The 26,378-nt window shown below is 73.5% G+C and carries 25 protein-coding genes and 2 tRNA genes; 9 read left to right on the top strand and 18 right to left on the bottom strand.

The window, feature by feature from the left end; genetic code table 11:
• Positions 1-2 precede the first annotated feature (2 nt).
• The 11 genes from QI633_RS03015 to QI633_RS02965 all read right to left on the bottom strand — a co-directional run bounded on the left by QI633_RS03015 (position 3) and on the right by QI633_RS02965 (position 6,979).
• On the bottom strand, positions 3-1,031 hold the full coding sequence (locus tag QI633_RS03015; RefSeq protein ID WP_282428032.1) for a UDP-N-acetylmuramate dehydrogenase: 1,029 nt from the start codon (positions 1,029-1,031) through the stop codon (positions 3-5).
• Positions 1,024-1,422 carry a MaoC/PaaZ C-terminal domain-containing protein gene (locus QI633_RS03010; RefSeq protein ID WP_141800449.1) on the bottom strand — a complete coding sequence of 133 codons (399 nt, stop codon included), beginning with the start codon at positions 1,420-1,422 and terminating at the stop codon, positions 1,024-1,026. Before QI633_RS03010 ends, QI633_RS03015 begins: the two co-directional genes overlap by 8 nt.
• On the bottom strand, positions 1,419-1,817 hold the full coding sequence (locus QI633_RS03005; RefSeq protein WP_282428031.1) for a MaoC family dehydratase N-terminal domain-containing protein: 399 nt from the start codon (positions 1,815-1,817) through the stop codon (positions 1,419-1,421). The genes QI633_RS03010 and QI633_RS03005 overlap by 4 nt, the downstream gene beginning before the upstream one ends.
• Positions 1,818-1,894: 77 nt before the next feature.
• Positions 1,895-2,065, bottom strand: a complete 171-nt coding sequence (gene rpmG / locus QI633_RS03000) for a 50S ribosomal protein L33 (RefSeq protein ID WP_028654832.1) — start codon at positions 2,063-2,065, stop codon at positions 1,895-1,897.
• Between the two features lie 42 nt (positions 2,066-2,107).
• Positions 2,108-2,181 (bottom strand) — tRNA-Met (locus tag QI633_RS02995).
• 50 nt (positions 2,182-2,231) lie between these two features.
• Positions 2,232-2,304, bottom strand: a tRNA-Thr gene (locus QI633_RS02990).
• 73 nt (positions 2,305-2,377) lie between these two features.
• Positions 2,378-3,775: an amidase gene (locus tag QI633_RS02985; protein ID WP_141800451.1), complete on the bottom strand. Its 1,398-nt coding sequence runs from the start codon at positions 3,773-3,775 to the stop codon at positions 2,378-2,380.
• Between the two features lie 57 nt (positions 3,776-3,832).
• A complete protein-coding gene (locus QI633_RS02980) occupies positions 3,833-4,885 on the bottom strand; it encodes a hypothetical protein (protein ID WP_282428030.1) in 1,053 nt (350 codons plus the stop codon).
• Positions 4,885-5,592 (bottom strand): LrgB family protein, encoded by a 708-nt coding sequence (locus tag QI633_RS02975; RefSeq protein ID WP_141800453.1) that lies wholly within the window; start codon positions 5,590-5,592, stop codon positions 4,885-4,887. The genes QI633_RS02980 and QI633_RS02975 overlap by 1 nt, the downstream gene beginning before the upstream one ends.
• Positions 5,589-5,984, bottom strand: coding sequence for a CidA/LrgA family protein (locus tag QI633_RS02970; protein ID WP_141800454.1), 396 nt, complete (start codon positions 5,982-5,984; stop codon positions 5,589-5,591). The genes QI633_RS02975 and QI633_RS02970 overlap by 4 nt, the downstream gene beginning before the upstream one ends.
• Complete coding sequence (locus QI633_RS02965; RefSeq protein ID WP_282428029.1) at positions 5,981-6,979, bottom strand: pirin family protein; 999 nt, start codon at positions 6,977-6,979, stop codon at positions 5,981-5,983. The genes QI633_RS02970 and QI633_RS02965 overlap by 4 nt, the downstream gene beginning before the upstream one ends.
• A 70-nt stretch (positions 6,980-7,049) precedes the next feature.
• Between QI633_RS02965 and QI633_RS02960 the strand changes: the two genes are divergently transcribed.
• Positions 7,050-8,165: a glycosyltransferase gene (locus QI633_RS02960; RefSeq protein WP_141800456.1), complete on the top strand. Its 1,116-nt coding sequence runs from the start codon at positions 7,050-7,052 to the stop codon at positions 8,163-8,165.
• A 79-nt stretch (positions 8,166-8,244) separates the two neighbouring features.
• Here the strand turns inward: QI633_RS02960 and QI633_RS02955 are convergent, their stop codons facing one another.
• Both QI633_RS02955 and mptB read right to left on the bottom strand, forming a co-directional pair.
• A complete protein-coding gene (locus QI633_RS02955; protein ID WP_282428028.1) occupies positions 8,245-9,294 on the bottom strand; it encodes a hypothetical protein in 1,050 nt (349 codons plus the stop codon).
• A 123-nt stretch (positions 9,295-9,417) separates the two neighbouring features.
• Complete coding sequence (gene mptB, locus QI633_RS02950; protein WP_282428027.1) at positions 9,418-10,956, bottom strand: polyprenol phosphomannose-dependent alpha 1,6 mannosyltransferase MptB; 1,539 nt, start codon at positions 10,954-10,956, stop codon at positions 9,418-9,420.
• A gap of 151 nt (positions 10,957-11,107) precedes the next feature.
• Here mptB and QI633_RS02945 point away from each other — a divergent pair, with 151 nt between their 5' ends.
• From QI633_RS02945 to QI633_RS02920, 6 genes are all read left to right on the top strand, one after another.
• A complete protein-coding gene (locus QI633_RS02945; protein ID WP_141800458.1) occupies positions 11,108-11,710 on the top strand; it encodes an RDD family protein in 603 nt (200 codons plus the stop codon).
• A gap of 43 nt (positions 11,711-11,753) precedes the next feature.
• Positions 11,754-12,224 (top strand): nitroreductase family deazaflavin-dependent oxidoreductase, encoded by a 471-nt coding sequence (locus QI633_RS02940; RefSeq protein ID WP_282428026.1) that lies wholly within the window; start codon positions 11,754-11,756, stop codon positions 12,222-12,224.
• Positions 12,225-12,270: 46 nt separating this feature from the next.
• Positions 12,271-14,823 carry an AMP-binding protein gene (locus tag QI633_RS02935; protein WP_282428025.1) on the top strand — a complete coding sequence of 851 codons (2,553 nt, stop codon included), beginning with the start codon at positions 12,271-12,273 and terminating at the stop codon, positions 14,821-14,823.
• Positions 14,820-15,833 carry an iron ABC transporter substrate-binding protein gene (locus QI633_RS02930; protein ID WP_141800461.1) on the top strand — a complete coding sequence of 338 codons (1,014 nt, stop codon included), beginning with the start codon at positions 14,820-14,822 and terminating at the stop codon, positions 15,831-15,833. The genes QI633_RS02935 and QI633_RS02930 overlap by 4 nt, the downstream gene beginning before the upstream one ends.
• A 188-nt stretch (positions 15,834-16,021) precedes the next feature.
• Complete coding sequence (locus QI633_RS02925) at positions 16,022-17,359, top strand: iron ABC transporter permease (protein ID WP_260806530.1); 1,338 nt, start codon at positions 16,022-16,024, stop codon at positions 17,357-17,359.
• Positions 17,359-18,396 (top strand): ABC transporter ATP-binding protein, encoded by a 1,038-nt coding sequence (locus QI633_RS02920; RefSeq protein ID WP_141800463.1) that lies wholly within the window; start codon positions 17,359-17,361, stop codon positions 18,394-18,396. Before QI633_RS02925 ends, QI633_RS02920 begins: the two co-directional genes overlap by 1 nt.
• A gap of 17 nt (positions 18,397-18,413) precedes the next feature.
• Here QI633_RS02920 and QI633_RS02915 read toward each other — a convergent pair whose 3' ends face one another.
• Both QI633_RS02915 and QI633_RS02910 read right to left on the bottom strand, forming a co-directional pair.
• A complete protein-coding gene (locus QI633_RS02915; RefSeq protein WP_141800464.1) occupies positions 18,414-19,556 on the bottom strand; it encodes a helix-turn-helix transcriptional regulator in 1,143 nt (380 codons plus the stop codon).
• The gene (locus QI633_RS02910; protein ID WP_141800465.1) at positions 19,556-20,683 is read right to left on the bottom strand and encodes a LuxR C-terminal-related transcriptional regulator; all 1,128 of its coding nucleotides are present in this window, start codon (positions 20,681-20,683) and stop codon (positions 19,556-19,558) included. The genes QI633_RS02915 and QI633_RS02910 overlap by 1 nt, the downstream gene beginning before the upstream one ends.
• 137 nt (positions 20,684-20,820) lie before the next feature.
• Between QI633_RS02910 and QI633_RS02905 the strand changes: the two genes are divergently transcribed.
• Positions 20,821-22,191, top strand: a complete 1,371-nt coding sequence (locus QI633_RS02905; RefSeq protein WP_141800466.1) for an FAD-binding protein — start codon at positions 20,821-20,823, stop codon at positions 22,189-22,191.
• Positions 22,192-22,219: 28 nt separating this feature from the next.
• On the opposite strand, the gene QI633_RS02900 is transcribed toward QI633_RS02905, so the two are convergent.
• Positions 22,220-23,269 (bottom strand): LD-carboxypeptidase, encoded by a 1,050-nt coding sequence (locus QI633_RS02900; protein WP_141800467.1) that lies wholly within the window; start codon positions 23,267-23,269, stop codon positions 22,220-22,222.
• Between the two features lie 91 nt (positions 23,270-23,360).
• Here QI633_RS02900 and QI633_RS02895 point away from each other — a divergent pair, with 91 nt between their 5' ends.
• Positions 23,361-24,875 carry an ATP-binding protein gene (locus QI633_RS02895; protein WP_282428024.1) on the top strand — a complete coding sequence of 505 codons (1,515 nt, stop codon included), beginning with the start codon at positions 23,361-23,363 and terminating at the stop codon, positions 24,873-24,875.
• Between the two features lies 1 nt (position 24,876).
• Here QI633_RS02895 and QI633_RS02890 read toward each other — a convergent pair whose 3' ends face one another.
• Together QI633_RS02890 and QI633_RS02885 are read right to left on the bottom strand one after the other, a co-directional pair.
• Positions 24,877-25,563 carry a response regulator transcription factor gene (locus tag QI633_RS02890; RefSeq protein ID WP_141800469.1) on the bottom strand — a complete coding sequence of 229 codons (687 nt, stop codon included), beginning with the start codon at positions 25,561-25,563 and terminating at the stop codon, positions 24,877-24,879.
• Positions 25,553-26,377, bottom strand: coding sequence for a hypothetical protein (locus QI633_RS02885; RefSeq protein WP_141800470.1), 825 nt, complete (start codon positions 26,375-26,377; stop codon positions 25,553-25,555). The genes QI633_RS02890 and QI633_RS02885 overlap by 11 nt, the downstream gene beginning before the upstream one ends.
• Between the last annotated feature and the right edge of the window lies 1 nt (position 26,378).

Genomic DNA, 26,378 nt, shown 5'->3' with positions numbered 1-26,378 from the left:
CGTCAGAGCGAGCAGCCGACCAGTACCGGCTCGTTGACGAGCTCGATCCCGTACCGCTCACGGACGCCGGCACGCACCTCGCGCGCGAGGTCGAGCAGTTCCGCGGTGGTGGCGCCGCCCCGGTTGGTGAGGGCGAGCGTGTGCTTGGTCGACAGGGAGACCCGGGCTCCGTCGCGGTCGAGGCCGAACCCCTTGCCGAAGCCGGCGTGCTCGATCAGCCAGGCGGCGCTGGTCTTCACGCTGCCGTCCGGCTGGGGGTACGACGGCGCGCCGCCGGGGACCCGCTCGGGGTCGACGAACGGGTTGGTGAAGAACGAGCCGGCGCTCCACGTGTCGTGGTCGGCGGCGTCGAGGACCATCCCCTTGCCGCGGCGCAGCCCCAGCACGGCGTCGCGGACGGCGGCGAGCGGGGCCCGCTCCCCCACCTTGACGCCGAGCGTGCGGGCCAGCTCGGCGTACGCGACCGGCGCGGACAGCTCGCCGCGGTCGAAGCCGAAGGTCACGTCGAGCACGAGGTGGCGGCCGGGGTCGGCCTTGAAGCGGGAGTGGCGGTAGGAGAAGCGGCACTCCTCGCCGGAGAAGGTCCGCGACCCGCGCAGCACCCGGTCCCACACGGTGACCGAGGTGATCGTGCGGGAGACCTCCTGACCGTAGGCGCCGACGTTCTGGACGGGGGTGGCCCCCGTCGTACCGGGGATGCCGGACAGCGCCTCGATGCCGACCCAACCCTCGGCCACGGCGCGCGCGACGAAGGCGTCCCACGGTTCGCCGGCGGCGACGGTCACGGACACGCCCTGGGCGGACTCCTCGACCCGGACGCCGCCACCGGTCAGGTGGACGACGGTCCCGGCGAAGCCCTCGTCGGCGACGACGAGGTTGCTGCCACCACCCACGAGGAGCACCGGCTCGCCGGCCAGGTCGGCCTCGGTGACCGCGGCGACCAGCGACTCGGCGTCGGACGCGGCGACGTAGCGGCGCGCGGGTCCGCCGAGGCGGAGGGTGGTGAGGTCCGCGAGAGCGGGATCAGGCACGGACCAGGACCTTGGGTGCGCCCAGCACCTTGGTGCCGTCGGCGGTGATCTCCAGGGCGAGGGTCAGTCCGGCGTCGGTGCGCTCGCCGACGGTGCCGGCGACGGTGACCCGCGCCGCCCCCTCAGCAGGTACGACGACCGGAGCGACGAACTTCGCGCCGAGCTCGATTACCTCGGCCTCGTCGGTCCAGTTCGCGACCGCGCGGCCGACCAGGGCGAGGGTGTACATGCCGTGGGCGATCACGCCGGGAAGGCCGACCGCGAGGGCGATCTCCTCGTCCTGGTGGATCGGGTTGTGGTCGCCGCTCGCGCCGGCGTACGCGACGAGGTCGGCGCGGGTGATCTCGTAGGTGAGCGGCTCGAGCGGGGCACCGGGGGTCAGGTCACTCATGCGGCACCTCCGCGGTGGACGAGGGTGGCGGTGGCGGTGGCGACCACGGCGCCGGTCGCGTCGGTGATGTCGCTCGACGTGGCGATGATGTCGTTGCCGCCGATGGAGCGGACCCCGGTGACGGTGAGGGTGGCGGTCAGCTCGTCGCCGACGACGACCGGGCGCGCGTAGCGGAAGCGCTGGTCACCGTGGACGATCCGCGACAGCTCGATCTGCTCGGCCGCCAGGAAGTCCTGGAGGGCGGCGAAGGTGACCACGATGGGGTACGTCGGCGGGACCGGTCCGTCGGCCCGACCACCGACGGAGGTGGCGAAGGCGGCCACGGAGTCCGCGGTCACCTCCACGGGCGCGGTCGGCGGGAAGGCCCGCCCGACCAGGTCAGCGTCGATCGGCATGGCTCAACACTACTGGCCGGAAAACGACAACAGCCCGCGGTCCCCTGGGGGGACGGCGGGCGGTCGACGGCGCAGCGTCAGCGGGTCTCGCGGTGCGCGGTGTGCTTGCGGCACCGCGGGCAGAACTTCGACAGCTCGATGCGGTCGGGGTCGTTGCGCCGGTTCTTCTTGGTGATGTAGTTGCGCTCCTTGCAGTCCACGCACGCGAGCGTGATCTTGGGGCGAACGTCGCTGCTCTTGCTGGCCACAGGAAGTCCTTCAGTTGCTGGTGGTGGTGCCGGGGTACTCGGTAGCGGGAACGGGGATCGAACCCGTGACCTCACGATTATGAGTCGTGCGCTCTAACCGTCTGAGCTATCCCGCCACGTGAGGAGGGCGCCTTCCGCGTCTCCCGCGGGCGGCGCCCCATCTCAGAGCCCCTTTACGGAATCGAACCGTAGACCTTCTCCTTACCATGGAGACGCTCTGCCGACTGAGCTAAAGGGGCAACGACGGAGAACGATACACGCGCTCCCGTACGGTCAGAAATCGGCGCCGCATTTCGGTGTTGCCGACCTGGATCAGCCCTGGATCCGGGCGAACGGAGAGGCCTGCTCGAGCTCGTAGGCGAGCTCGATGAGCACCGCCTCCTGGCCCGGGGCGGCCCCCAGCATCATGCCCTGCGGGAGCCCCGCGGCGGTGGTCGCAAGGGGCAGCGAGATCGCCGGCGCTCCGGTGACGTTCTGCCACGGGGTGAAGGCCACCCAGTCGAGCAGCCGGTCGATGATCGTCGCGTAGTCCTGGGTCGGGTCGAGGTGACCGACCTTCGGCGTCGCGGTGGCGAGGGTGGGGGTGAGCGCGACGTCGTACTTGTCGTAGTAGAGCTCGGCCTGCGCGTTGGCGCGCTTGAGCCGGGTGATCGCACCGGGCACCTTGTGCAGGTTGCGTCGGGCGTGCCGGGCCAGGCCGAGGGTGAGGTTGTCGTGCTTCGACGCGTCCCAGGTGCGGCCGTGGAACGCGCGCCCCGTCGTGAGCATGACCTGCGCGAGCAGCGCCCAGTAGAGCAGGAAGTCGTCGACGAAGCTCGGGGCGACCGGGGCGTCGGTCTCGGTCACCGTGTGGCCCAGGTCCTCGAGCAGGCTCGCGGTCTGCTCGGTCAGCGCCCGGGTCTCGGCGTCGGCGCTGCGGCCCACGCCGCTGGTGTTGAGCGCGACCCGCAGTCGGCGCTTGATCGGCCGGGTCAGGTCGCCGATCGGCGGCAGGTGCAGGTTGCGGTAGTGGCGCTCTGCCTCGCGGTAGAACACGGCCGTGTCGCGCACGGAGCGGGTCACGACGCCGTCGGAGATGATCCGGATCGGCATGTCGCGGAACATCTTGTCCTGCGCCAGCCGGCCGCGGGTGGGCTTGAGCCCGACCAGGCCGTTGACCGCGGCGGGGATCCGGATGGACCCGCCGCCGTCGTTGGCGTGCGCGATGGGTACGGCACCCGCGGCCACCAGCGCCGCGGAGCCGGAGCTGGAGGCACCGGCGGTCCGCTCGGTGTCCCAGGGGCTGCGGACGGCACCCAGGCGCGGGTGCTCCGCGGAGGCGCTGAAGCCGTACTCCGAGAGCTGGCTCTTGCCGAGCGGCACCAGCCCGGTCGCGAGGAACATGTCGGCGAAGTCGCCGTTGCGCCTGGCCGGCCGCGGCTCCCACGCGTCGGTGCCCGACCGGGTCGGCATGCCGGCGACGTCGACGTTGTCCTTCACCAGCGTCGGCACGCCGGACAGGAAGCCCGGGCGCGGGTCCCGGGCGTCGCTGCGGGCGCGGTCGAAGGCGGCGTACGCCATCGCGTTGAGCTCCGGGTTGACCGCCTCGATCCGGGCGATCGCGGCCTCTGTGGCCTCCGCCGCGGAGACCTTCCCGGCGGCGAGGTGCTCGGCGAGGCCGACCGCGTCGAGGTCGGCGAGGGCGTCGTCGGTGAAGGCGTGCACGCGCATGCAGGGAACCTAGCGCTTCGTCGGGCGCCGAACGTCCGACCAGGGTCGTAAGTCCGCTCAGCCGTTGAGGTACGCCGACGCCTCGAGGTTCCACGGCGTCCGGGCCCGCTTCGGGAGGTGCTCCCCGCGGGTCACCTCGACGAGCGGGCGGCTCTCGTCGTACGCGATCCCGCCGGGGCGGGTGAACTGCAGGGTGATCCACAGGTGCGAGCCGGCCGGCTGGTCGCGCAGCACGTCGAGCTGGGCGCGGACCATCGGCCACAGCGGGTCGTCGGAGAGCCGCGGCTGCCGGGTGCGTGGACCGGCACCGTCGGGGAGCCGGACGTCGACCTGCACCTGGAAGGTCCCGACGGGCTGCTCGACGACATTGCCGGCCTCGTCGTACTCCTCCCCCAGCGCGCGGCGGCTGGGGTTGCCGACGAACAGCAGGGAGGCCTCGCCCTCGGGGACCAGGCGGGTGCTGTCGACGACGCGGTCGTAGGCCGTCAGCACCTCGGGGGTGAGCCGGGGCGACGCACCGATCGAGCCGGTCCGCCCCCACCAGTCCGTGTCGGGCGGCGGGTACGGCCGACGGACCACCAGGTCGGGGACCGCGGCGAGGTCGGGCATGGTCACGATGGCGGCGGCGGTCTCGCGGGGCGTGGGGGTGACCACGTCCCACTCGCCCTCCTCGATCGTGACCGGCAGCCCCAGCGCGGCGGTGGCCCGGACCAGCAGCTCGGCGTCGGCCCGGTTGCCGGCGTGGTCGCGGACCCGGCCGACGCCGGCGGCGGAGCCGTCGAGCCAGGCGGCGTCGTGGAGCTCGGTCGTGCCGGCGCCGAGGAACACCGCGGTGGTGACCTCCTCGGCGTCGCGGGTGCTCTTCCAGCGGCCCAGCTCGTCGAGGACGTCGGCGACCTGGTCGGGTGTCGCATCCGGCTCCATGTCGACGACGCCGTGGTAGCCGTAGTAGTCGGTGTCGAGCGCGACCCGCTCGAGTGCGACGTCCCGCACCCCGGGGAGGTCGCGCAGGTCGGACGCCGGGCCGGGCGGACCGGCCGTCCCACACGCCGCAACGAGGCCGAGGAGCACGACGCCGGCGACCGCCGCCCCGAGCCTGCGCAGCCCCATCAGAACAGGACCAGCGCCAGCAGCGGGACGAGCATGCTGATCGCGAGCGCCGAGAGCCCCATGCCGAGGCCGGCGAAGGCGCCCTCCGTCTCGTCCTCCCTCAGCATCCGGGAGGCACCGATGCCGTGCGACACCGCGCCGACGGCGAGCCCCCGGGCCCGCCGGTCGCGGATGCGCAGCAGGTTCAGGGTCGCCGGCGCGATGACGGCGCTGACGATGCCGATGCCGATCGCGAACACCGCCGCCAGTGGCGGGATCCCGCCGAGGGTCTGGGTGAGCGCGATCGCGACCGGCGTGGTCGCGGCCTTGGTGGCGAGGGTCTTCTCGAGGACCTCGTCGGCGCCCAGCGCGCGGGCGATCAGGACCGCGGTGACGATCGAGGTCACCGCCCCGGCGACGACCGCCACGAGCAGGGGGACGACGAAACCAGCGAGCCGGTCGGCCTGGCGGTGCAGCGGGATCGCCAGCGCCACCGTCGCCGGGCCGAGCCAGAACGCGATCAGCTCGGTGGCGCTGCGGTAGTCGGCGTAGTCGACGTCGAGGACGGTGATCGCCACCGCCGCCACAGCGATCGCGGGCAGCACCGGCTGGGCCAGGGCGTGCCCGCCGGTGCGGGTCCGCAGCCAGCGGCCGGCCTGGTAGCCGACCAGGGTGACCAGCAGCAGCGTCACCGGCGAGCGGGCGAGGTCGAGCAGGTCGTCCCTCACACCGCCTCCCCCGCACCGTCCGGGCGGGCGCCGAGGTCGTCGCGGGGCTTGCCGAGCAACCGCTCCAGGCCGACCGCCGTCCAGGCGACCACCACGAGCCCGAGCAGCCAGGAGCCCAGGACCGCGGCCGCGATCGGCAGCGCGTCGTCTCGCAGCACCGCGAGGTAGACGACGATGCCGACGCCCGCGGGGACGAAGAACAGCTGCAGGTGCCGCAGCAGCGCGGTGCCGGCGCGGACGATGGCGCCGTCGTCGCCGTACCGGCGCACGCGCAGGAACACGAACAGCAGCAGCATCCCGGCGACCGGACCCGGCACCGTGACGTCGAGGACGCGGACGACGACCTCCCCGAGCACCTGGAACGCGACCAGCCAGGTGAGGCCTGCGATCACCGGCGTTCCCTCAACCGGGCGTTGGGCAGCCCGGGTGCGGGGATCGGGCGCAGGGGCTGGTCGGGTACGACGCCGAACCGGCCCGGCGCGACCTGGCGGCTGTCGGGGACGAGGTTGCCGTCGGGGCCGGTGATCTGCTGCTGCCAGGCGGCGCGGTACGCGACGATCTCCTCGTGGGTGCGGCCCACGAAGTTCCACCACATCACGATCGACTCGCCGAACGGCGGCCCGCCGAGCACCAGCAGCCGCGCCCCCTCGTCGCCGGCGACCAGGACCAGCTCGTCGCCGCCGGGCGGGACGAAGGCGAGGTCGGCGACCTTCGCGTCCACCTCACCCACCGACACCGACCCGAGGTCGACGAGGACGCCGAGCTCGAAGGCCGGGTCGACGGGCACGCGCAGCGTGGTGCCCGGGTCGAGGACCAGCTCGGCGCCGAGCAGCGGCGTGAAGGTGGTGACCGGTGAGCTGTCGCCGAGCAGCGAGCCGAGGAAGACATGGGCCCGCCAGCCGTCGCCGGCGACCTCGGCCGGTGCGTAGTGCTGGAACCCGGGGTCGGTGTCGCGAGCGGCGTCCGGCAGCGCCACCCAGAGCTGGGCGCCGTGCAGCACCGTCGTGCCCGGCGTCGACACCTCGGAGTGGCTGATGCCCTGGCCGGCGGTCATCAGGTTGACCTCCTGGGGCCGCACCATCGCCACGTTGCCCGCGCTGTCACGGTGCTCGATCTCGCCGGTGAACAGCCAGCTCACGGTCTGCAGGCCGGTGTGCGGGTGCGGGGCGACCTCCATGCCGCCGCTCTCGCTGACCAGGTCCGGGCCGTAGTGGTCGAGGAAGCACCAGGCCCCGATCAGCGAGCGGTGCCGCTGCGGCAGCGTGCGTCGTACCGGCATCGCGCGGGGTCCGCCCAGCGGCACCTCCCGCGGCTCCATCAGCTCGATGCCGGCGGCCTGCCGGCCCTCGCAGATCACCTCGTCGGGCTTGGCTTCCGGGTTGCTCATGCGTCCATCCTTCCGCCCCCGTCAACCGGCAGGTGGGCGAGGGTTCACCCGTTCCGGCGATGGTGTGCCCGTGCGGATCGCCCAGCTGGCCAACTTCGTCGGCGCGACCTCGGGAGGCATGCGGACTGCGATCGAGCAGCTCGGCCAGGGGTACGTCGCCGCCGGTGCCGAGCGTCTCCTCGTCATCCCGGGACCGGTCGACGCCGTACGGACGACGCCGTTGGGGGACGTCGTCCAGGTGCGCGCGCCGCGAGTGGGCGGCGGGTACCGGCTGATCGTCGAGCCGTGGCGGGTCACCGAGGTCCTGGAGCGGTTCGCGCCGACCAGCGTCGAGTGGAGCGACAAGCTGACCCTGCTTCCGGTCGCGTGGTGGGCGCGACGCAACGGCGTGCGCTCGGTGCTGCTGTCGCACGAGCGGATGGGCGACATGTTCGCGATGCGCACCGGTCTCGAGACCACCTCGAAGGTCTCGATCGGGCTGCTCAACCGGCTGATCGTGCGCAGCTTCGACACGGTGGTCGTCACGTCGGCGTACGCCGAGGGTGAGTTCCGCTCGGTCGCCGACGCTGCCGGCTGCCCGGTGTCGCGGGTGCCGCTCGGGGTCGACCTGGCGACCTTCCGGCCCGTTCCTCGTCCGGTCGGCGGCAGTGGGGAGCTGCGACTGGTCCACGCCGGCCGGCTGTCCCGGGAGAAGTCCCCGCACCTGGCCGTCGCGACGGCCGTGGAGCTGCACCGGCGCGGGATCCCGCTGCGCCTCGACGTGTACGGCGAGGGCCCGCACCGCGACGAGCTCGAGGCCCTCGCCGCCGGGGCGCCCGTCCACTTCCACGGGTACGTCGACGGCCGGGCCGCCCTGCGCGACCGGCTCGCCGCCGCGGACGTGTCCTTGTCCGTGTGCCCCGGCGAGACCTTCGGCCTCGCCGTCCTCGAGGCCCTCGCCTGCGGCACCCCCGTCGTGACCGCCGACCGCGGCGGCGCCCGCGAGCTCGTCGACGCCTCGTGCGGCGCGTGGGGTGCGCCGACGCCCGAGGCGCTGGCCGACGCCGTGCTGCGGCTCCTCTCGCTGCCCGAGTCGCGTCGTCGTACCGCTGCCCGGGTGCGGGCCGAGCAGTTCGGCTGGGACCGCACCGTCGCCCGGATGCTGGCGCTGCATGCCGGCGACCGGGTCGGGGTGCTCAGCGCCTGAGCCCTTGTAACTACGTGTTACGTCGCGAAAACCGGTGCAACAACGCCCGGGTAGGTGTCAGAGCGCCCGGGTAGTCGCTTCAGGCCGAACGGCGATCGCCGTACTGCCGCCGGAGCTCTTCCGCCTCCCGAGCCAGCTCCGGGCGGATCTCAGCACCGAACCGCTGGACCGCCTCGGCATTCGCGCGTCGGATCCGGTCGATCGCCTCCGCGCGGCGGCGCCCCTTCCAGATGTCGTCGTTCACGACCCGCACCACGACGAGCCCACGGTCGGTGACCGCCCGCTCCCTGACCTTCTCGTCGAACCACGTCTGCCGCGGGTCGCTCGACAGCCCGCCGTCCTCCTGGTCGAGGTACTTGACCTCACCATCTGCCTCGATCATCAGGTTGCCGACCCGCAGGTCGCACCACGCCACGCCTCGCGTCGTACGCACCGGGAACTGCGTCTCCGGATCACCGATCCCGGACTCGATCACCAGTTCGCGCGCCAAGGTCTCCAGGACGCTCTCCGCACCCGGATCGGCCAGGGCCACAGCGAGTCGTGCGTCCTTCACGCCGGGCCAGTTCGTCATGATCTCGACCGCACTCCAGAACTCGGCACGGCTGACTCCCCGCCTCATCGCCGCGTCACAGGCCACCAGGCCGTGGCGGAACCCGTGCTCCCGGGCGACGTCGACGGCAGTGCGGGGAAGGTCGAGGGCGCGGAGTCCGTCCACGACGACCACCTGCTCGCCAGCGAACCTCGCCAGGTGGTGCTTGATGCCGTACTCCGTCCAGGCATTCGTCCAGCCGGGGCGGGTGAGATGGACCAGCGGCACCTCCGGACGAAGCATCGGAAGCTTCTGGAGGTGGCAGGACGAGTCGTGGCTCAGCACCCAGTCGCGCTTGGCGGCGAGCCCGGCTGCACGCGCGAGGAGCAGCGGCTGGCCGACGTACGCATCGAGAGCATTCCAGATCTCGGTGGTCGTGTAGATGCCGCGACGGAGAACGCGCAGACGGGGTTCCAGCTCGCCTCGGCGGCGGCGCAGCATCGACCGGATCTGGCCCGGGCCGATGCCCAGGTCGTGGAGTTGGTGCCGAGTGATCAGACCACCGTTCGCGGCCATCGCCGCCAGGGCTCGAGGGTGCATGACTGGGCACGGTTGCCGCCGACCTCGTTGTCGACACATCGGCAATCGGCGCCTGTGGATGACCGTGTACGACGGGCGCTCGATCCGACATGACGTCCCATCACCACCCGGGCGCTGCGGCTACTACCCGGGCGTTCCCGCACCGGTTTTCGTGCTGTAACCCTTAGTTACAAGCGGAGGGGCGAGCGGCGCGACGATGCGGGCCAGGCGTTCGCGCGCGGGCGGGGTGAGCAGCAGGACCGGCAGGAGCAGAGCGACGGTCATGCAGCCGATCACGATCGCGTAGTAGGCGCCGTGCAGCGAGGAGTCGAGCGGCGCGACCAGGCCGAGCAGGACCGAGACGGCGACGAGGGCTCCGGTGGCGTGGCGCGGGAGGCGCTGGGTGGCGAGGAAGGGCGGCAGCAGCAGGAAGTACCAGAGGTGGACGACCGGCGAGAGCAGCACGAACGCAGAGCCCACGGTGGCGACGGCCGCGAGCGCCGTACGCCGGGAGCCGGTCGGCCAGCGCAGCCCGACCAAGGCGCCGACGCCCAGCGAGGCGAGCAGGCCGAGGGCACGGACCAGGTCGCGGAACAGGGCGGGCTCGGTGCCGAGGCCGAGATGCAGGGCCAGCCAGTCGAGGACGCCGCCGACCAGGGTGGTGGCGGACAGCGGGGTGTTGACCTCGCCGGGGACGGTGAGCGCGCGCAGCCAGCCGTTGCCGATGCCGGTGGCGACGCCGAGCCCGACCAGGGTGCCGACGGACACCGCGCCGACGGCGCCGAGCCGCCGCAGCCGGGCGACCAGGTCGGCGCCGACGGGCAGCGAGACCAGCACGATCCCCACCGCCACCAGGCCTCCGGGCACCTTGACGCCCGCCGCCACGCCGGCGAGCACCGCGCCCCAGGCCCAGCCGCGCTCGACGGCCACGACGAGGGCGGCGGCCATCAGACCGACCATGAGCAGGTCGTTGTGCAGGCCCGCGACACCGTTGGCCATCATCAGCGGCGACACAATGACCAGCGCGGTCGCGACGGCCGGGTTGGCGCCGCCCCACGCCGCCAGCCGCGGGACCGCCCAGGCCAGCAGCACGAGGCCGATCAGTGCGAACCCGCGGTGCGCGATCACCAGGATCCACGGGTTGCCGGTGATGCCCGCGACGATCGCGCCGAGGAACACCGGCACCGGCCCGTACGGCGTGGCGGTGTCCCACCACAGCGGGTCGACGGCCTGGACGATCGGCGGGCCGGTGATCCAGCCCGGTAGCGGGAGGAAGGTGTCGGGGGCCAGCGCCCCCGGCCCGACGACGTACGGCGAGAGCCCCACCTCCGCGAGCTTGCCCTGCGCGGCGTACGACCAGCCGTCGCGGGAGAACAGCGGCGGGGCGAGCATCAGCGGCGCGGTCCACACGATCGCGGCGAAGCGCGCGAGGGCCACGCCCTCGACCGGGTCGGTGGTCTCGCGCTCGCCCACCGCGACCGTGCGGCACAGCCGCAGCCAGGCGTTGGCGAGCAGGCCGAGGCCGACCAGGACCACCACCAGGCCGGTCATCCGGCCCACCTCGTGTGCCCGCAGCGCCTCGAGGGTGCCGATGCGCAGCACCGGGGTGGAGGCGGGGAGGGTGGCGGTGACGAGTCCGCCGAGCAGCACGAGCAGGCTGCCGAGCGTTCCGCGAGCGATCACGGTCGCAAGGTAGGGGCGCGCGACGGCAGTGGGTTGAACGTCGGGACAACGGGGCAAGAACGCTCGCAATGCCGACTCGGAGGCGCCTTTCCGCACTACATTGCTGCCACCCCCGGGTGCGCACGCGCACCCCATGACCCGAGGAGCTCGCATGTCCCAGAACCAGCCGCCCCCGCCGCCCCCGCCGGGCGGTACGCCGCCGCCCCCGCCGGGTGGGTACGGCGGCCCGCCGCAGCCCCAGCCGGGCGGCACCGCCGCCGGCGTGCCGCGTCCGGGCGAGCTGCTCAACCGGTTCCTGGCCCGCCTGATCGACCACGTGCTGCTCGGCGTGGTCTACGCGATCATCTACGCGGTGTTCAGCGGGATCTTCCTGACCGGCTTCATCCACTCCTTCGGCGAGTACTTCCTGTTCTGGACCGTGACCGCGATCCTCCAGGCCGCCATCTACCTCGGCTACTTCGCCTTCATGGAGTCCAACTCCGGGCAGACCGTCGGCAAGATGGTGCTGAAGCTGCGGACCTACGGCCCCGACGGCGTCAGCAAGCCGACCATGGAGCAGGCGATCAAGCGCAACGCCTACTCGGCGCTGGGCCTGCTCAGCATCATCCCGTTCATCGGGTGGTTCTTCCTGGGCTGGGCGGTCCCGCTCGCCGCGGTGATCTACATCGCGATCACACTCAACAACGACCAGCCCAACCACCAGGGCTGGCACGACAAGTTCGCGGGCGGCACCCGCGTCATGCAGGTCGGCTGACCCGATCGTCGCACCGGGGGAGAACAGGTTCTAGGGTTCGCCCATGGGCCTGTTCACCCCCGTCGCGATCAAGCTCGGCTCCCAGCCGTGGATGCCGGGGCTGCTCCCCCAGATCACCTGGACCGACAAACACCTGCAGCGGCTCACCGGCCGCCGGGTGAGCCTGGTCGGGCTCGCCGGCCTGCCGAGCCTGCTGCTCACCGTGAAGGGCCGAAAGTCGGGCATCCCCCGCTCCACGCCGCTGCTGTGCGTGCCCTGGCAGGGCGGCTGGCTGATCGCCGGCTCATCCTTCGGCGCCCCGAAGCCGCCGGTCTGGTCGGCGAACCTGCGCGCGGCGGACACGGTGGAGGTCGACTACCGGCGCCGCCACCACACCTGCGCCTGGCGCGAGCTGACCGGCGAGGAGAAGGTCAGGGCCTGGGCGCACATGGTGACCATCTGGCCCAACTACGACAAGTACGTCGAGTGGACCGACCGGGTGATCCCGGTCTTCCTCCTCACCCCATCTCAGTAAGGGCAGGCTTTCCGCAGGAAGGGCAGCCTTGCTTTAGCCTTCCCTCATGGGGGTCGGCACAGGAGGGGCACAGGTCGCGGCGCGCATCGCCGGCGACCTCGCTCGCCACGGCGACCACCCCGCGCTGCGCACGCCCACCCGAACCCTGACGTACGCCGACCTCGACCGCCGGGTCGCGACGTCCCGCGACCAGCTGGCCGCCCTCGGCGAGGCCCACCTGGTGCGGCTCAGGCCGGCTCCGACGGCTGAGTTCGTGGTGGCCTGGCTGGCGGCCCTCACCGGCGGGCACGCCACGCTGCTCACCCACGACGACGGCCTGGCCCGTGCGTACGGCGTCTCGGTCGAGCACGCCGCCGGCCACTGGCAGCCGACCGGAGCCACCGCGCCGGGGCTGCACCCCGACCTGCGGCTGCTGCTGAGCACCTCGGGCTCGACCGGGTCCCCCAAGCTGGTGCGGCTGTCCGCGGACAACCTCGACGCCAACGCCACCGCCATCGCCTCCTACCTCGGGCTCACCGGCGACGACGTCGCGCTGACGACGCTGCCGCTCGACTACTGCTACGGACTGTCCGTGCTGCACAGCCACCTGCTGGCCGGCGCGAGCGTGGTGCTCGACGACCGCTCGGTGACCGACCCGGCCCTGTGGGAGCGGGCCCGGGCGGAGGGCGTGACGTCCTTCGCGGGCGTGCCCCACACCTTCGACCTGCTCGGCACCGCCGGCTGGCCCGAGCTGCCGACGCTGCGCCAGGTCACCCAGGCCGGCGGCCGGCTCGCGCCGGACCGGGTGCGTGCGCTGGCCCGCCAGGGCGCGCGCGAGGGCTGGGAGCTGGTCGTGATGTACGGCCAGACCGAGGCCACCGCCCGGATGGCGTACCTGCCGCCCGAGCGGGCCACGACCCACCCCGGCACCGTGGGCGTCGCGGTGCCCGGCGGGGCGTTCCGGATCGACCCGGTCGCGGGCGCCGGGGACGGCGTCGGCGAGCTCGTCTACCGCGGACCCAACGTGATGATGGGGTACGCCGAGGCGCCGGCCGACCTCGCGCTCGGCTCCGGCCCCGGCGAACTGCGCACCGGCGACCTCGCCCGCTTCACCCCCGAGGGCCTGGTCGAGATCGTGGGGCGGCGCTCGCGCTTCGCCAAGCTGTTCGGCCAGCGGATCGACCTCGACCGGGTGCAGACGCTGCTCGGCCTGGGCGGCCACGACGTCGGGTGCGCGGAGTCGGTCGACGGGCGACAGCTCGTGGTCGCCGTACCCGGCCGCCCGGACGGCGACCACCTGGCCGACGTCGCCGCGGCGACCACCGCCGCGACCGGGCTTCCCGCGCACGCGGTCCGCGTCGTCGCGGTCGCCGAGCTCCCGCGGCTGCCCAACGGCAAGCTCGACCAGCAGGCCGTCGCCCGGCTCGAGAACGCGCCGACGCCGGTCGCCGACCCGCCCGAGGCGTCGATCGCGCGGCTCTACGCCCGCGTCCTCGGCCACCCCCACGTCGGCCCGGACCAGTCCTTCGTCGGGCTCGGTGGCGACTCGCTGTCGTACGTCGAGCTCTCGCTGCGCCTGGAGAGCCGCCTGGGCCGGCTGCCCGCCGACTGGCCGAACCGGACCGTGGCCGAGCTCGCCGCCCGCCTGGCACCCGGCGCTCCCGCGCCTCGTCGCCATCGGGTCTGGGCGCGGGTCGACGTCACGATCGTGCTGCGCGCGCTGGCGATCGTGCTCATCGTCGGCTCCCACACGAACCTGTGGGTGGTGCTCGGCGGCGCGCACGTGCTGCTCGCCGTCGCCGGCGTGAACTTCGCCCGCTTCCACCTCGCCGACGACGGCCCGCGCGAGCGCGTGGGGCGGGTCACCCGGGCCGCGGCGCGGGTCGCCGTCCCGTCGGTGCTGTGGATCGGTGCGGTGGCGCTGCTGACCGGCGAGCCCGGGTGGCGCACCGTGTTCCTGCTCAACGACCTGCTCGGCTCGCGCGACTGGTCCGAGCCCGCCTGGTACTACTGGTTCGTCGAGGTGGTCCTGATCCTCACCGTCGGCGCCGGGCTGCTCACCGCCGTGCCGCGGGTCATGGCGTTCGAGCGCCGCCACCGGTTCCCGCTGGCGCTGGTCCTGGCCGCCGTCGCACTCGTCCCGCGCCACGCGGCCACGCTGGCGTCGTACGACGGCGACGTCATCCACTCCACGCTCTTCGTCGCCTGGCTCTTCCTCGCCGGCTGGGCCGCCGCCGTCGCGCGCGGCCCCCGCGACCGCGCGGTGGTCACCGCGGTGCTGCTCGCGGGCTGCTGGGGCTTCACCGGCGACACCGCGCGGGACCTGCTGATCATCGCGGGCGTGGTCGTCCTGGTGTGGGTCCGGACGGTGCCGTGGCCGCGACTGCTGGTCGGCCCGACCGGCGTGGTCGCGAGCGCGTCACTGTACGTCTACCTGACCCACTGGCAGGTCTATCCCTGGTTCGAGACCCGCTGGCCGCTGGGCGGGCTGCTCGCCTCGCTCGCTGTCGGCGTCGTGGCGTGGCAGGTCGTCAACCGCGCCTCCGCCCGGGTCTCCGCGCCCCTGCGCCGACCGTCTCACTACGCTCCCGTCCATCCGATCGATGAGGAAGTCCGATGAAGAACAAGCTCCTCCGCACGGGTCTCGCCATCGCGGGCCTGACCCTGGTCGCCCCGTTCCTGGCGGCCTGCGGCGACGACGAGCCGACGCTGGTGGTCTACAACGCCCAGCACGAGCCGCTGCTCAAGGAGCTCGCGCCGGAGTTCACCAAGGAGACCGGCATCAAGGTCGAGCTGCGCAACGGCAAGGACCTGGAGATGTCGAACCAGATCATCGCCGAGGGCAAGGCCTCGCCCGCCGACGTGTTCCTCACCGAGAACTCCCCCGCCATGTCGCAGGTCGAGGCCGCCGGCCTGTTCGACAAGCTGCCCGCCGACGTCCTCGGCGTGATCCCCGAGCAGTACCGCCCGCACAGCGGCCTGTGGACCGGCTTCGTGGCCCGCTCGACGGTCCTGGTCTACAACACCGACCAGGTCCAGGACTCGCAGCTGCCCGCCTCGCTGCTCGACCTCGCCAAGCCGGAGTGGAAGGGGCGGATCTCGTTCTCCCCCACCGGAGCGGACTTCCAGGCCATCGTCGCCGCCGTCCTCGAGCTCGAGGGCGAGGAGGCCACCAAGGCGTGGCTCGAGGGGATCAAGGCCAACGGCAAGGTGTACGACGGCAACAACCTCGTGCTCGAGGCGGTGGACTCCGGCCAGGTCGAGGTCGGCATCGTCTACCACTACTACTGGGAGCGTGACCGCAAGGAGAACGGCGACGTCAGCGACCACTCGGCGCAGCACTACTTCACCGGCGGCGACCCCGGCGCATTCGTGAGCGTCTCCGGCGCCGGCGTCCTCAAGTCGAGCGACATGAAGCCCGAGGCCCGCAAGTTCGTGAAGTTCCTGGTGGACCGCAAGGGCCAGCAGATCCTCGCCGACAGCTACGCGCTGGAGTACCCGCTCAACCCGGACGTCCAGCTCGAGGGCGTCACCAAGCCGTTCAGCGAGCTGCAGCCGCCGCAGGTCAACGTGTCCGACCTGGACGCCGAGAAGGTCGTCGACCTCCTCGAGGAGGTCGGCTTCCTCTGATCGTCCGTACGTCGAGCCGCTCGACCCCCGCTCTCCTCCTCGTCGGGCTGGCGATCGCCGCCCTGGCGCTGGTTCCACTCGGCTACGTCCTGTGGACCACGGCCGAGCTCGGCCGGACGGAGGCCGTCGACTTCTTGTGGCGCCCCCGGATCGGGGAGCTGCTATGGAACACGTCGCGGCTGCTGGTCGTGGGGGTGCTCACGAGCGTCGTGGTCGGCGTGGCCGGAGCGTGGGTGGTCGAGCGGACCGACGTACCGGGTCGCGGATGGTGGCACGGCCTGCTGTGCGCGCCGCTCGCCGTACCCGCGTTCGTCAACGGCTTCGGCTGGGTCTCGACGACGCACGCGGTGCAGTCGTACCCGGGTGCGGTGATGGTGGTGACGCTGTCCTACTACCCCCTCGTCTACCTGCCCACGGTCGCCGCGCTTCGGCGGCTGGACCCGGCGGTCGAGGAGGTCGCGACGGCGCTCGGCAAGGGGCCCTGGCAGGTGTTCCTCCGGGTCACCCTCCCGGCGATCAGCCCGGCGGTGCTGGGCGGTGCGCTGCTGGTCGGGCTGCACCTGCTGGCGGAGTACGGCGCCCTGCAGCTGCTCAACTACCCGACCCTGACCACGGCGATCCTGCAGCAGTACGCCACCGTCTTCAACGGCCCCGAGGCGACCCTGCTGGCACTCGTCCTCGTCACCTTCTGCCTGCTCCTGCTGGGCATCGAGCTGCTGCTGCGGGGCCGACGGCCACGTTCGCGCGTGGGTGCCGGCACCAGCCGGGAGTTCTCCCGGGTCCGGCTCGGCCGGCGGCGGCCGCTGGTCGTCGCGGGTCTGGCCGGGCTCGCGCTCTGGGCGCTCGGCGTCCCCCTCGCCGCCCTGGTGCGCTGGCTGGTCCGCGGCACCTCGACCGGGCTCGAGACCGGCGAGCTGGCCGGCGCGCTCGGCAACACACTGCTGCTCGCGGTGCTCGCCGGCGCGCTGACCACGGCCGCCGCGATCCCCGTGGTGTGGCTGGCCGTCCGGCACCGCGGCTGGGTCACGACCGCCATCGAGCGCAGCGTCTATACCGCGAGTGCGATGCCGGGCATCGTGATCGCACTGGCCCTGGTGACGGTCTCGATCCGGGTGGTGCCGGACCTCTACCAGACCCTGCTGCTCCTCCTGGTCGGCTACCTCATCCTGTTCCTGCCGCGGGCCGTGGTCAGCGTGCGCGGCACCTTCGAGCTGGTGCCGCCCGGCCTCGAGGAGGTGGCTCGCAGCCTGGGCTGCTCCGGGCCCGAGGTCGCACGCCGGGTGACCCTGCCGCTCGTCGTACCCGGCCTGGCGTCGGGCGCCGCCCTCGTCGCCCTCGCCGTGTCCACCGAGCTGACCGCGACCCTGCTGCTCGCGCCGCTCGGCACCGAGACGCTCGCGACGAAGTTCTGGTCCGACGCGTCCTCGATCGCCTACGGCGCCGCGGCGCCGTACGCCCTCGCCCTCATCGTCTTGTCCGTCCCGTCCACGTGGCTGCTGGCCCGACTGTCGATCAGGAGCCGCTGATGACCGCACTCGAGATCCGCGGCCTGACGGCCGGCTACGGCCGCACCACCGTGCTCCAAGGGGTCGACCTCCACGTCGGCTCCGGCGTCACCGCGATCCTTGGCTCGTCGGGCTGCGGCAAGACCACGCTGCTGCGGGCGGTCGCGGGCTTCGTCGAGCCCACCGCCGGCACCATCGCGGTCGCCGGGCGACCGGTCGTCGGCGGCCCGCGCCCGGTCCCGGCGCGTGATCGCGGGATCGGGTACGTCCCCCAGGAAGGTGCGCTCTTCCCGCACCTGAGCGTGGCCCGCAACGTCGCCTTCGGCCTGCCCCGGTCCCGCCGCCGCGATGCCGGTGCGGTCGTCGCCGAGGCGCTGCAGCTGGTCGAGCTCGACCCCGCCCTGGCCGAGCGCTACCCCCACGAGCTGTCCGGCGGCCAGCAGCAGCGGGTCGCCCTGGCCCGGGCGCTGGCCCCGCGGCCCGCGCTGGTGCTGCTCGACGAGCCGTTCTCCTCGCTCGACGCCTCCCTGCGCGAGGAGACCGGTCGCGCGGTGGTCCGGGCGCTGCGCGCAGCCGGAGCGGCCGCCGTACTCGTCACGCACGACCAGGGCGAGGCGCTCTCCCTGGCCGACCAGGTGGCCGTGATGGTCGCCGGCCAGTTCCTGCAGGTCGCCGCCCCCGCCTCGGTCTACCTGTCCCCCGCCGACCCCCGGGTCGCGGCGTTCATCGGCCACGCGTCGCTGCTGCCGGGCGAGGTGCTCGGCGAGGGTCGCGGGCGGTGCGCGCTCGGCGAGGTGACGCTGCGGTCCGGTGGCTCGGCGGGCACGGCACGGTTCGCCGTACGGTCCGAGCAGCTGCAGGTGCGGCCCTCCGGCTCCGCCGACGGCGTCCCCGGCGAGGTCGTCGACGTCAGCTTCTTCGGCCACGACGCCACTATCCGAGTGCGGCTCGCGTCGGGCGAGCAGGTCACCGCACGTACGCCGGCCGACTCGGTGCCGGCCGCCGGGGACCAGGTGCGCGTCGTGGTCGTCGGCGACGTGATCGCGTTCGCCGACTGATCCACCGGCCCCCGCGCCTAGCCCACGTACCAGCCGGCGGGCCCGATCTCCCCACCCATCCGCGGCACGTACTGGTCGAAGAACACCCGCGCGATCAGCTCGCGTCGTGACCGCACGCCCGCCTTGTCGAAGACGGCCTTGAGGTGGTCCTGGACGGTGTACGCCGACAGATGCAGGGTGCGGCCGATCTCTTGGGTGCCGACGCCCTGCAGCACCAGCTGGGTGACGTCGCGCTCGCGCGGGGTCAGGCCGAAGGCGGCGACGACGAGGCCGACGATCTCGGGCGGACGGGCCTCCTCGATGGTGATCACGACATCGCCGTCGTGGTCGCCGGTGCTGCTGAGCGGTCCTGCCTGGAGGATCAGCCAGCGGCCGAGCCGGGTGCGGGCGCGGCAGCGGGGCAGCACGGTGGACTCGCCCCGGGCATAGCGGCGCGCTGCGCCGACCAGGCCAGAGAGCAGAGCGACGGGGATCCCGCCCTGGGGGGCGCGGGCGAGCTCGCGGAGCCGGTGCTCAGCGGTGGGCGTCATCTGGGCGATCCGGTACCCGGCGCCGATGATGACGACGGCCGGGCCGGGGAGCTCGGTGCCCCCGTCCTCGGGTTCGTCGACCTCGGCCAGCCGGGCCATCAGGCCGGCGCGCACGCCACGAGCGAAGGCGGGCGCGAGGGAGGCGAGGAAGTCGATCTCGGCATTGTCGAAGGGCCGGTCGTCGGCGCCGCGCATCAGACCCATGCCGCCCCACACCTCGGTGCCCTCGCGGAAGACCAGGCGGGCCTCGTCGGCGTGGCCGAAGTGGAGCAGGTGGTAGGACGCGATCCGCATCGAACGCTCGACGTCGCCGCCGGTCTGCAGGAAGACGCCCGCGGCCGGACGCTCCGCCGTCGCGAGCTCAGTGAACGAGGTCGCTTCCGGGCTGCCGTACTCGAGCAGGCCGAACTCGTCGTCACGCGGGTCCTGGGTCAGCAGGTGCCCGAACTTGCGGTCGCTTGTCAGGAGGAGGGTCCGCGGGTCGTGGGTGCCGACGCAGGCACTCACCCACGGCACCGCTCGACGCAGCGACTCCACGGCCTCCACCAGGAAGGAGTCGAGGTCGAGGCCGGCCTGTGCCACCACCCCGACGTCTTGCCGCACGCGCTCGCGGGTCAGCGTCGAGGCCATCAGGAGAACCAACCGGACGGGGCCAGCTCGCTGCCCATGCGAGGGACGTACTGGTCGAAGTAGACCCGCGAGATCAGCTCGCGTCGTGACCGCACGCCTGCTTTGTCGAAGACGGCCTTGAGGTGGTCCTGGACGGTGTACGCCGACAGGTGCAGCGTGCTCGCGATCTCCTTGGTGTCGACGCCCTGCAGCACCAGCTGGGTGACGTCGCGCTCGCGCGGGGTCAGGCCGAAGGCGGCGACGACAAGCGCCACGATCTCCGGCGGACGCGCCTCCTCGATGGTGATCACGACGTCGCCCTCACGGTCGCGGAAGGTGCTGAGTGGACCGGCCTGGAGGACCAACCACATGCCACCTGCGGTGCGCAGCCGGCAGCGCGGGGGCGCGGGGATCTCGCCGCGTGCGTAGCGGCGGGCCGACGCGATGAGCGCGGCGACCGGGGAGACCGGGTCAGGGTGGGTGGGGCTGCCGGCCAGCTCGCCGAGCCACTGCTCAGCGGTCGGCGTCATCTGGGTGGCCCGGTCGTCGGGGCCGACGATGATCACGGCGGGACCGGGACCGGGAGCCGGCGCGACGACGTCTGCCATCCGGGTGAGCACGCCGGCGCGGACGCCGCGGGCGAACATGCCGGTCAGCGAGGCGAGGAAGTCGATCTCCCCGGCGTCGAACGGCCGGTCGTCGGGGCCGCGGAACAGCGCCGCGGCGCCCCACATCTCCCGGCCGTCACGGAAGGCCACCCGGGCCTCGTCGCCGATACCGAAGCGCGGCACCATGAACCGCTCCATCCGGGGCGAACGCTCGACCTCCCCGCCGTGCACGAGGTGCACGCCGGCGGCATCGGTCTGGGTGCGGACCAGCTCGGTGAACGCGGTGGCCTCGATGTCGCCGTACTCGATCAGCGCGAACTCGTGATCGTGCTCGCTCTCGCCCGCGAGGGCACCGTACTTGCGGCCGCTGGTGAGCAGGTGGGTGCCGGGGTCGTGGGTCGCCACGCAGGCGCTCTCCCAGGGGACGGCCCGGCGTAGGGAGGTCATCGCCTCCTCGAGGAAGGTCTCGAGGTCGAGGCCGGCGCGCGCGACGACGTCCACGTCCTGGCGCACGCGCTCAGCGGTCAGTCCTCGGGCCATGCCAGCAGTGTGGCGGATGCATCCGGGGGTGCGTATCCCACTTTTCTGGGGAAGTCCCGATCCCAGTCGCCAGTACGCGCAGCACCACCCGGAACAGGGATGGTCCGGACCCGTCGCGCGACCGCAGGGTGGGCGCCATGACCACCACTCCTGACCTCACGTCCCTGACCCGGCTCGGCGCCGGTTGCGAGCTCCACCTGCCCGGCGACGACGGGTACGACGTCGCCCGCACACCGTGGAACCTGGCCGTCGACCTGCGGCCGGCCGCGGTCGCCGTCCCGCGCACCGTCGCCGAGGTGCAGGCGGTCGTCCGGGCCGCGGCAGCCGCCGACCTGCGGGTCGCCCCGCAGAGCACCGGCCACGGTGCCGCGCCCCTCGGCGAGGGCGCCCTCGACGACGTCGTCCTGCTCCGGCTGCACGCCCTGACCGGTGTCAGTGTCGACCCGGCGACCCGCACCGCACGGGTCCTCGGCGGGACCCTGTGGGAGGACGTCGTCACCACGGCGGCCGCGCACGGGCTGACCGCGCTGCACGGCTCGGCTCCTGACGTGGCCGTCGCCGGCTTCGCGCTGGCCGGCGGGCTGTCCTTCTACGGTCGCCGGCACGGCCTGGCATCCGGCTCGATCCGGGCCGTCGAGGTCGTCACCGCCGACGGCGCGCTGAGGCGGCTGAGCGCCACCGAGGAGCCGGACCTGTTCTGGGCCGTGCGCGGCGCGGGAGGCAACGTCGGCGTCGTCGTCGCCGTCGAGCTCGAGCTGCTGCCGTACGCCGACGTGTACGCCGGCATGCTGCTGTGGGACCGCGAGCGGGCTCCCGAGGTGGTCCGGGCCTGGGTCGAGTGGACCCGCTCCGCACCGGAGTCGGCGACCACGTCGCTACGGGTGATGAGCTTCCCGCCGCTGCCCGAGCTGCCCCCGTTCCTGTCCGGGCGCGACATCGTCGTCGTCGACGGCGCCGTGCTCGAGTCCGACGAGGACGCGGCCGCCGTGCTGGCGCCCCTGCGGGCGCTCCAGCCGGAGCTGGACACCTTCGGACGGATCCCGACGACGGCGCTGCTGCAGGTCCACATGGACCCGCCGGGCCCGTCGCCGGCAGTCGCCGACCACAGCGTGCTGGGCTCCCTGGACGACGCCGCGGTCGAGGTCTTCCTCGAGCAGGTCGGTCCAGGCACCCGCGGCGGGCTGATGTTCGCCGAGCTGCGGCACCTGGGCGGGGCGTTCGCCGTACCGGATGCGGACGGGGGCGTGCTGTCGCACGTGCCCGGCGAGTACGCGCTCCTCTGTGTCGCCATGGCCCCCACCCCGCAGGCCGCGGTCGCCGGCCGGGCGGCGGCCTTCACGGTCGTGCGGGCGCTGGGCGCGTGGTCGCGGACCAGCCTGGTGCCGACATTCGCCGAGACCCGCGTCGACCCGAGCAGGTTCTACGACGGCGAGGACTGGGTCCGGCTGTGCCGCGTGCGCGACGCCGTCGACCCCGAGCGGCTGCTCGTGGCCAACCACGGCATCTGATCTCGGTCGGGCCCGGGTGTGGGTCGGGTCAGCCGAAGTCGGCCCACACCCGCCGGGCGGCGCCGTCGACCGTGACGGCTCCTCCGTGGGGGAGGATCCACTGCGGTCGGGTGTGCCCGAAGGGGATGCCGACGCAGACGACGGCGTCGGGGTTGTAGCGGCTCACCTGCTCGAGGACGACGTCACGCTGGGCGGCGCGCAGGGCAGCCCGCTCGGCCGGGTCCGGCCGTCGCTCGAAGTCGGAGACCGGTGGTCGCGCCACCAGCACCGCGTCGGCTGCGGCGATGAGACCGCGCTCCCCCAGGGCACGCACGATCCAGCCGACCTCACGGGCGGGGAGCAGCTCCTCCGAGGTCTCGAGCAGCAGCACGCCGCCGGCCAGGGCGTCCGGCTCCTCGCGGAACCGGCCCGCGGTCAGCACCCACTGGAGCACCTCGAGACAGCCGCCCCAGGTCGGCCCCGTCACCGACCGGGCGGGGCCCGACCAGGCCCACGGCTCGGTGGGCTCCCGGTCGCCGTACTCCGTGAGGGCACGGGGGTCGTTCCAGTCCCGGCCGACGTCCTCGGACTCGCCCGGGTCGGTCACCTCCAGCCGCCCGCCGTCGAGCAGGGCCGCCCGCAGGGAGGCTTCGTGCACGGGATCGAGGCCGGGCCCCGGGCCGAGGTGCACCTGGGTGGAGCCGCCGTAGAAACTGGCGATGCCGAGCGACCACAGCCACTGGTGCAGGTTGGTGTTGTCGCTGGTGCCGAGGAACGGCTTGGGGTCGCGACGAGCCGCCGCCGCGTCGAGGTGGGGCACGACGGTGACCTGGTCCTCGCCGCCGATCGTGGCGACGATCGCGCGCACCTCCGGGTCCGCGAGGGCGGCGTTGACGTCGGCTGCCCGCTGCTCCGGCGACGCCCCCAGCACACGGGTGGTCGGGTACTCCACCGGCACCAGCTCGGTCACCTCCGCCAGCCGCCGCATCGCCTGCTCGTGCACGGCCGGCGCGAACCCCGGCGCGGCGAAGGACGGCGACAGCACCGCGACCTTGTCGCCGGGTCGGGCCTTGGGCGGGTGGGCCGGAGCACGGGTCATGGAGCCAGCCAAGCACGGGTCGGACCGGGACCGGCGTACCGAATCCGGCCGATCCCGCCCGGAACCGGGCAGCGCTGCCGACAATGGGAGGGTGACGGCGCACCTGGGGGGCCGTCGGGACCGTGACCCCGCCGGGTCGCCCACCCGGCGGTGGATCCGCCGCGACGGGCACAGAGCAAGGCACTCGTCGTGGTGGTGGAGTGCTGCCGTCGCCGGCCTGCTGCTGTACCCGTACCTCGTCGTCGCGATGATCGGCGACCCCGACGGCGAGCGGGTGATCCTCGCCGGGCACGCGGTGATGCTGCTGTCCGACCTGCTGGTGCTCGGCGCGAGCGTGGCGCTCGCCGTCGACGCACGCCTGATGTACGACGGCCTGCGCGGCAGCATGGCCGTCGCCGCTGCCGTGGTGGCACTCCAGGACGCACCGCTGGAGGTGCTCGGGATGATCGACCGGTCACTGAGCCCGCTCGCCTTCCGGCTGACGAGTGGACACCTGGTCACGGTGCTGATCGTGGTCGTCGTGATCCATCGGGGACGCCGCGCCGCCGTCCCGGGCAAGTACCTGATGGTGACCGGCGTCGTGCTCGGTCTGACCGCCTCGACGGCGACGCTCGGCCTGCATCGGCTGGTGAAGGCCTACATCCACGACTCGGGGGTCCTCGGCACCCGGGATCCCGTCGACATCGCGATCATGGCGCTGGTCGGCCTGGTCCTGGTGGCGATCGGCCTCCAGCTGGCGACCTCCGCGCTGCCGGGATGGGCCACTGCCCGCATCGGCGTCGGCATGCTCGCGATCTTCACGGCCCGGCTGTACTCGACCGTCGTCGACGCGATGACGCCCCCGCCCATCGCCGTCGTCGGCGTCGCGCTGTTCAGCGCCCTCACCGCCACGACTGCGGCCTCCCTGCTGCGGATCGCGCTGGAGCACCTGGACGCCCGGGTCACCCGCTACGCCCATCTCGCCGCCGAGGCCGAGGCCGAGGTCAAGCAGGACCGCGAGGTCGCGCACGAGGTCAGGTCGGCAGCCGCCGGACTCGCTGCCGGCGCGCGGCTGCTGGCCAGCGGGCAGATCCCTCCCGGGCCGCGACGCGACGCGCTGGAGAAGATGGTCGACATCGAGGCGGCCCGGCTGCGTCGTACCGTCGCCGCCCAGCCGGGTCCGATGACCATCGTCGACGTCGACGCCGTCGTCTCCTCGTTCGTCGTCGCCCAGGCCACCCTCGGCCACGTCGTCGCCTGGACTCGCGGCGGCCACCGGGTGCGTGCCCGGCACGACGCGCTCGCCGAGGCCCTGGGCACCCTGGTCAAGAACGCCGCCGACCACGCCGGCGGCCAGGGCACCACCATCACCTCGCGCCGGGTCGGCGAGCACGTCGAGATCCTGGTCTCCGACGACGGCCCCGGCCTCGAGCCCGCGCTGCGCGAGCGGCTGTTCTCGTGGGGCAGCCACGGGCGGGCGTCCGGCGGTCAGGGCATCGGGCTGCACCGGGCCCGCCGGATCCTGCACGAGCAGGGCGGGACCCTCGAGCTGGGCGAGCGGCCCGACGGCGGTGGTACGACGTTCGTCATCCGGCTGCCACGGGCGCGGGGACCGGAGGAGGACTAGATCACTGCCGGGCCCGGGGGAACACCTCCAGCGACCGCCGGTACAACGCCACCGCCGCGAGCTGCGAGTCCACCCCGAGCTTGCGCCGCAGCGACTTCACCTGGCTGCGGACGGTGGCCTCGGCGACACCGGACGCGTCGGCGATCCGGCGTACGGACAGGCCGTCGTAGAGAGCGCCGAGGACCTCGTACTCACGGTGGGTGAGCAGCTCCATGCGGCGTACCAGCTCGCGCTGCTCCTCCGCGACGCTCTCCCACTCGCGCAGGGCGCGCTCGCGCAGGACGTCGGGCGTGGGCGAGCCGCCGGCGAGGGTGTCGCGGACGGCCTTGGCGAGCCCGGCGGTGGTGGTCGTCGTGGGGAGTACGCCGGTCGCCCCGGCGCCGAGGACGGTGCCCCAGCGGGGCCCGAACTCGCTGTCGGTGAGGACCAGCCAGCGGATCGGGCCGCGGCTGACGAGCAGCTCGACGTCGTGGAGGAGGTCGGGGGTGCGCAGGTCGCAGAGGATCACGCCGACCGACGCACCGCTGCGGGCCAGGCCCTGGCGGAAGGAGAGGCGGCCGCCGCGCTCGGGCCACTCGAAGAGGACCGGTGCCAGGCCGCGACCGCGCAGGGCCGCGGCGATCGCCTGGCCGACGAGACGTCGCTCGGCGACCAGCGCCACGCGCCGGACCGGCTCCTCAACGGACATCGAGGACGACACGGTCGATCGTTCCGTGGAACTGGTCGGAGGAGCCCTGAGCGATCCGGCCGCGGTCGGCGACCTTGGCTCCGACGGACAGAGGGGCGTGGTCGAAGGTGATCGCGCCGGGGTCGCCGGCGACGGTCCACTCCTGGGGGTCGGTCTCGCCGTCGAGGTCGACCAGCCGCAGCCGCACCGACGGGCCGGTCCGGGTGCAGGTCAGCCGGTACCAGCGATCGGGCGTCACCGGCTGCTCCGCCGTGACGAACACCTCCCCGAGGGTCCCCGCGAGCCGGCAGGACGGGACGCCGTGGTCGAGCTGGACCTTGAGCTGCGCAGCCTGGCCGAACCGCCCCCGCTGCACGAGGTTGTCGCCGTCGTCCTCCGGGCGCCCGGCCGTCGCCGGGTCGGCACGGAAGTCCACCGCCACCAGCAGGTCGGCGGTGCCGGGGTCGAGCGGGTCGGCGGCCGACGGGTCGGTGCGCACGAGGAGCGCGGCCGCCGGGACCGGGCCCTCGGCGGCGTAGGCCGGGGTCCGGATGGCCGAGCCTCCGCCGCGGCCGGGCGTCCAGGTGAGGCGGCCGCCGGCCTGGGTGACGACGGTGACGTCGACCCGGGCGGTGCCGCTGTTGACGGTCCCCGGGACCATGTCACCGGGGACGACCACCTGGTCGAAGCCGAGCCCGAGGTCCACCTTGACGAGGCCCTTGGCCGGCGGCCCGGACGGCGGTGCGGCCGTCGGTGTCGCAGCGTCACCACTCACCGCGCATCCGCCCGCGGCACCGATCGCGAGCAGGACGACCACCAGGGCCGGGGCCGACATG

It is taken from the genome of Nocardioides sp. QY071, assembly GCF_029961765.1.
In the GTDB taxonomy this organism is placed as follows: Bacteria; Actinomycetota; Actinomycetes; order Propionibacteriales; family Nocardioidaceae; genus Nocardioides.
Note: the sequence above shows the minus strand (reverse complement) of the source record. Positions and strands in the feature narration are given on the sequence as shown.

Bases quoted from the DNA above. Each gene is read 5' to 3' on its own strand.
- QI633_RS03010 (WP_141800449.1), bottom strand. From the start codon at position 1,422: ATGAGTGACCTGACCCCCGGTGCCCCGCTCGAGCCGCTCACCTACGAG.
- QI633_RS03005 (WP_282428031.1), bottom strand. From the start codon at position 1,817: ATGCCGATCGACGCTGACCTGGTCGGGCGGGCCTTCCCGCCGACCGCG.
- QI633_RS02985 (WP_141800451.1), bottom strand. From the start codon at position 3,775: ATGCGCGTGCACGCCTTCACCGACGACGCCCTCGCCGACCTCGACGCG.
- QI633_RS02980 (WP_282428030.1), bottom strand. From the start codon at position 4,885: ATGGGGCTGCGCAGGCTCGGGGCGGCGGTCGCCGGCGTCGTGCTCCTC.
- QI633_RS02965 (WP_282428029.1), bottom strand. From the start codon at position 6,979: ATGAGCAACCCGGAAGCCAAGCCCGACGAGGTGATCTGCGAGGGCCGG.
- QI633_RS02955 (WP_282428028.1), bottom strand. From the start codon at position 9,294: ATGCACCCTCGAGCCCTGGCGGCGATGGCCGCGAACGGTGGTCTGATC.
- QI633_RS02945 (WP_141800458.1), top strand. From the start codon at position 11,108: ATGTCCCAGAACCAGCCGCCCCCGCCGCCCCCGCCGGGCGGTACGCCG.
- QI633_RS02940 (WP_282428026.1), top strand. From the start codon at position 11,754: ATGGGCCTGTTCACCCCCGTCGCGATCAAGCTCGGCTCCCAGCCGTGG.
- QI633_RS02935 (WP_282428025.1), top strand. From the start codon at position 12,271: ATGGGGGTCGGCACAGGAGGGGCACAGGTCGCGGCGCGCATCGCCGGC.
- QI633_RS02930 (WP_141800461.1), top strand. From the start codon at position 14,820: ATGAAGAACAAGCTCCTCCGCACGGGTCTCGCCATCGCGGGCCTGACC.
- QI633_RS02920 (WP_141800463.1), top strand. From the start codon at position 17,359: ATGACCGCACTCGAGATCCGCGGCCTGACGGCCGGCTACGGCCGCACC.
- QI633_RS02915 (WP_141800464.1), bottom strand. From the start codon at position 19,556: ATGGCCTCGACGCTGACCCGCGAGCGCGTGCGGCAAGACGTCGGGGTG.
- QI633_RS02910 (WP_141800465.1), bottom strand. From the start codon at position 20,683: ATGGCCCGAGGACTGACCGCTGAGCGCGTGCGCCAGGACGTGGACGTC.
- QI633_RS02905 (WP_141800466.1), top strand. From the start codon at position 20,821: ATGACCACCACTCCTGACCTCACGTCCCTGACCCGGCTCGGCGCCGGT.
- QI633_RS02900 (WP_141800467.1), bottom strand. From the start codon at position 23,269: ATGACCCGTGCTCCGGCCCACCCGCCCAAGGCCCGACCCGGCGACAAG.
- QI633_RS02890 (WP_141800469.1), bottom strand. From the start codon at position 25,563: ATGTCCGTTGAGGAGCCGGTCCGGCGCGTGGCGCTGGTCGCCGAGCGA.
- QI633_RS02885 (WP_141800470.1), bottom strand. From the start codon at position 26,377: ATGTCGGCCCCGGCCCTGGTGGTCGTCCTGCTCGCGATCGGTGCCGCG.